This window comes from Acidovorax sp. HMWF018 (assembly GCF_003061035.1).
GTDB classification, from domain to species: Bacteria; Pseudomonadota; Gammaproteobacteria; order Burkholderiales; family Burkholderiaceae_C; genus Acidovorax; species Acidovorax delafieldii.
In genome coordinates, this window is sequence record NZ_QAIM01000424.1 from 1 (window position 1) to 2,661 (window position 2,661).

Genomic DNA, 2,661 nt, shown 5'->3' on the forward strand with positions numbered 1-2,661 from the left:
CGGTTGATCCTGCTGTAGTCGATTGGGTCATTGCTAAGTTCCTTTCCATCCTTCGTTTTTAAGGCGGTGGGCTGCGTGCGCAGATCATTCACAAGCCGCAACCATTCAGCCTTCGTTTTGCCCTGCCAGGTCTTCACATCACTGTCCCAAGGGCTTGCCTCGATCTGTCGCCCCTCTGCTTCGGCCTGGAGCGCTTCCCTAGCCTCTTGAGCACGTGCCTGCAGCACGTGCGACCGCTGAGGGTCCATATGCCTGAACACTTGCTTATCAGCTCGGCGCACAACGCCTCGGACTTGCCGTGGGGTGGCCTCCGCGTCAATTCCCCTCTCGCGCAGACGCTCTGCAAACGATTCACGCCATTGCTGGAGTTTTTCCGGAGTGGTTCGCAGTTGCTTGCCATCAAATCCGCGGCATTTAACGACCAAGTGACAGTGGTCATTATCGGTGTCGGTATGAAGGGCAAATACATACTCATGATTTGCACCAAAATTATCCGCCGCAAAATCTCTCACAGCACGACGTATAGCGAGCGGATCAGCCTTGCCGGGCATGGAGAGAACCATGTGCATGGTATCCCTTTGATTATCCTTTCCAGCTCGCTTATTTGCATCAATCTCAGCTGACCAATGCTCGTATAATTCCTTTACGTCATCCACCGTATCGAATAATTGCCCTTTGTCATTCTCAAGGGCAATCTTCTCTGCATCTGCATTGGAATGCCGACTTATATACATCAGGTGGGCTTTGACATGCCCTCCCCCTTTTCCGTAACTGGAAATCTTAACCATCACCTCGGCAGATCCAGCAGCAATTCCAGCCGCCCTCTTCTTGTGCTTTCGAACAGCGCCAGCCTTCAAATCCTTGGCGCTATTTTTCTTGGACTTGACCTTGCCAGGATCGCCGGTCTCCTGAACTAAGGGCTCAACTAGCTGGGTCATTTTCTACACCCCATGCTCTATGTCGAGCAGCCACCAATCGCAAGAGCATTGCCCTTAATTTTTTGATCTTTGAATCAACTTCTCGGATTCCCTCAAGAGTCAATATCTCGTCCTTCTTGAAATTCTCTCCGACAAGCTCAGCCCTATTCATACTGCGCGCAATCTGGTTGAGGTTGCGGCCCACAGCAGCCAACTCGCGATTCGCCCAGCCTACTACCTCGACTTCTTTATCGGTCATAACGGGTATTGTCATGAGCGATGACTGAACCAATGATGATATCCATTGCGCGGAATTCATCCCTTCAATCTCAGCTCGTTTCATCACCTCAGCTTTGAGGAATTCAGGTATCCGAAACTCCAATCTTTTCGAACCTACCTGGGCAGGAACAACGGCCGCAGCAGCTCTCGTAGATTGGGCCAGCTTGACAGGAGTCGCCCAGTAAGGCTTTTTCTGCTCCGCATCTGGCAGAGCCGCTGGCAGAGCCGCCGGACTCTCACACATGAGATAAGCCTGAATGAGCTTTCTTAAGTGGGTGCCAGGCTTCTCCCCGTGTTTTTTGGCAATAGCTCGAAACTGTTCCGCCTCCAAAGGCGAGACACGGGACTTCAAAACAGGATATAGGGCATCAAACGAGCCCTCCCCTTTGGGTTGTGGCTCTGCAGTAATGGTAGGAGGGTGGGGAGGCATCGGGTTCACAACGACCGAAAACAGCGATTCGGTCATTGTGGCACAAAACCCGACCGGCGCTAGCGCGTATCCTGCATTCACTAAATTCACCCTCTACACCCTTCCCCACCCGAGCCGCTAAATCTCAACAAACATCGGTGCGCAGTCACCGACAAATCAACAAACATCAAACACTTTTCGCGGAGGCGAAAACACGATAACAACACAAAATTACACATTGCATCGCTAGATCAACGTCTAATCAACAAATCTTCCTTGAATGCCATGATGGCCCATGAATAAGCCCGCGCCCACCGATCCCAGTGCCGCACTTGCTGCCTTAGCAGAAGACTACTCAATCAAGTCAAAAGCCGCCCTATTCCGTGCTCACTTCGATTCCATCGAAAAAGCCCTTCTAAGCGGCGCGCCTCGTTCACGCGTGCTTGCTATTTTGAATGAACACGGGATCATTTTTACACCTGCGGCATTCAACGAATATTTATACCGCGAACGGAATAAACGCCGCAAGGTCACTAGCTCAAAGCAGAATCAAATACCATCTAACCAAGCGGTACAGTCTACGGTCTCTGTACCGGTTAGCGCCAAAGAAACCCCAACTGAACAACCTCGTTCAGATCCTGGTATTCTTGACGCTATTATTAAAAGCACACCAGACCTCGAAAGTTTGGCTAAAATCCATAAAGATCAACAGAAGAAAGGTTCGCAATGAAAATTGCTGTAATGAATTTCAGCGGCAATGTTGGCAAGACAACGATTGCCGCGCACTTGTTAAAACCGCGAATGCCGAATGCTCGTGTTTACTCAGTTGAGTCCATCAACGCGGGGGCAGATGCCTCCGGTGTAGAGGTTGAAAAACTACGCGGCAAAAAGTTTGGCTCGCTGATCGACGCGATCATGATGCTGGACGAAGCAATCATTGACGTTGGAGCATCTAACGTCGAAGATTTCATGAAAATGATGCAACAGTTTGACGGATCACATGAAGAAATCGATTTGTTTATCGTGCCAGTCCTGAAGGAAAAAAAGGTTCAGGCT

The 2,661-nt window shown here is 50.2% G+C and carries 3 protein-coding genes and 1 pseudogene; 2 read left to right on the top strand and 2 right to left on the bottom strand.

Annotation, left to right across the window (positions count from 1 at the left end; all coding sequences use genetic code 11):
- On the bottom strand, positions 1-938 hold a 938-nt coding region (locus DBR23_RS29365), incomplete at its 3' end, for a relaxase/mobilization nuclease domain-containing protein (protein WP_158276468.1).
- Complete coding sequence (mobC, locus tag DBR23_RS17600) at positions 922-1,662, bottom strand: plasmid mobilization relaxosome protein MobC (RefSeq protein WP_108499104.1); 741 nt, start codon at positions 1,660-1,662, stop codon at positions 922-924. The genes DBR23_RS29365 and mobC, both read right to left, overlap by 17 nt.
- A 238-nt stretch (positions 1,663-1,900) precedes the next feature.
- Here mobC and DBR23_RS29370 point away from each other — a divergent pair, with 238 nt between their 5' ends.
- Together DBR23_RS29370 and DBR23_RS17605 are read left to right on the top strand one after the other, a co-directional pair.
- Entirely contained in the window at positions 1,901-2,335 is a 435-nt protein-coding gene (locus DBR23_RS29370) for a hypothetical protein (protein WP_146191359.1), read from the top strand.
- Positions 2,332-2,661, top strand: a pseudogene (locus DBR23_RS17605) (ParA family protein); the annotation flags it as partial. The gene DBR23_RS29370 and the pseudogene DBR23_RS17605, both read left to right, overlap by 4 nt.

Coding starts and splice junctions, on each gene's coding strand:
- mobC (WP_108499104.1), bottom strand. CDS start 1,662: ATGACCGAATCGCTGTTTTCGGTCGTTGTGAACCCGATGCCTCCCCAC.
- DBR23_RS29370 (WP_146191359.1), top strand. CDS start 1,901: ATGAATAAGCCCGCGCCCACCGATCCCAGTGCCGCACTTGCTGCCTTA.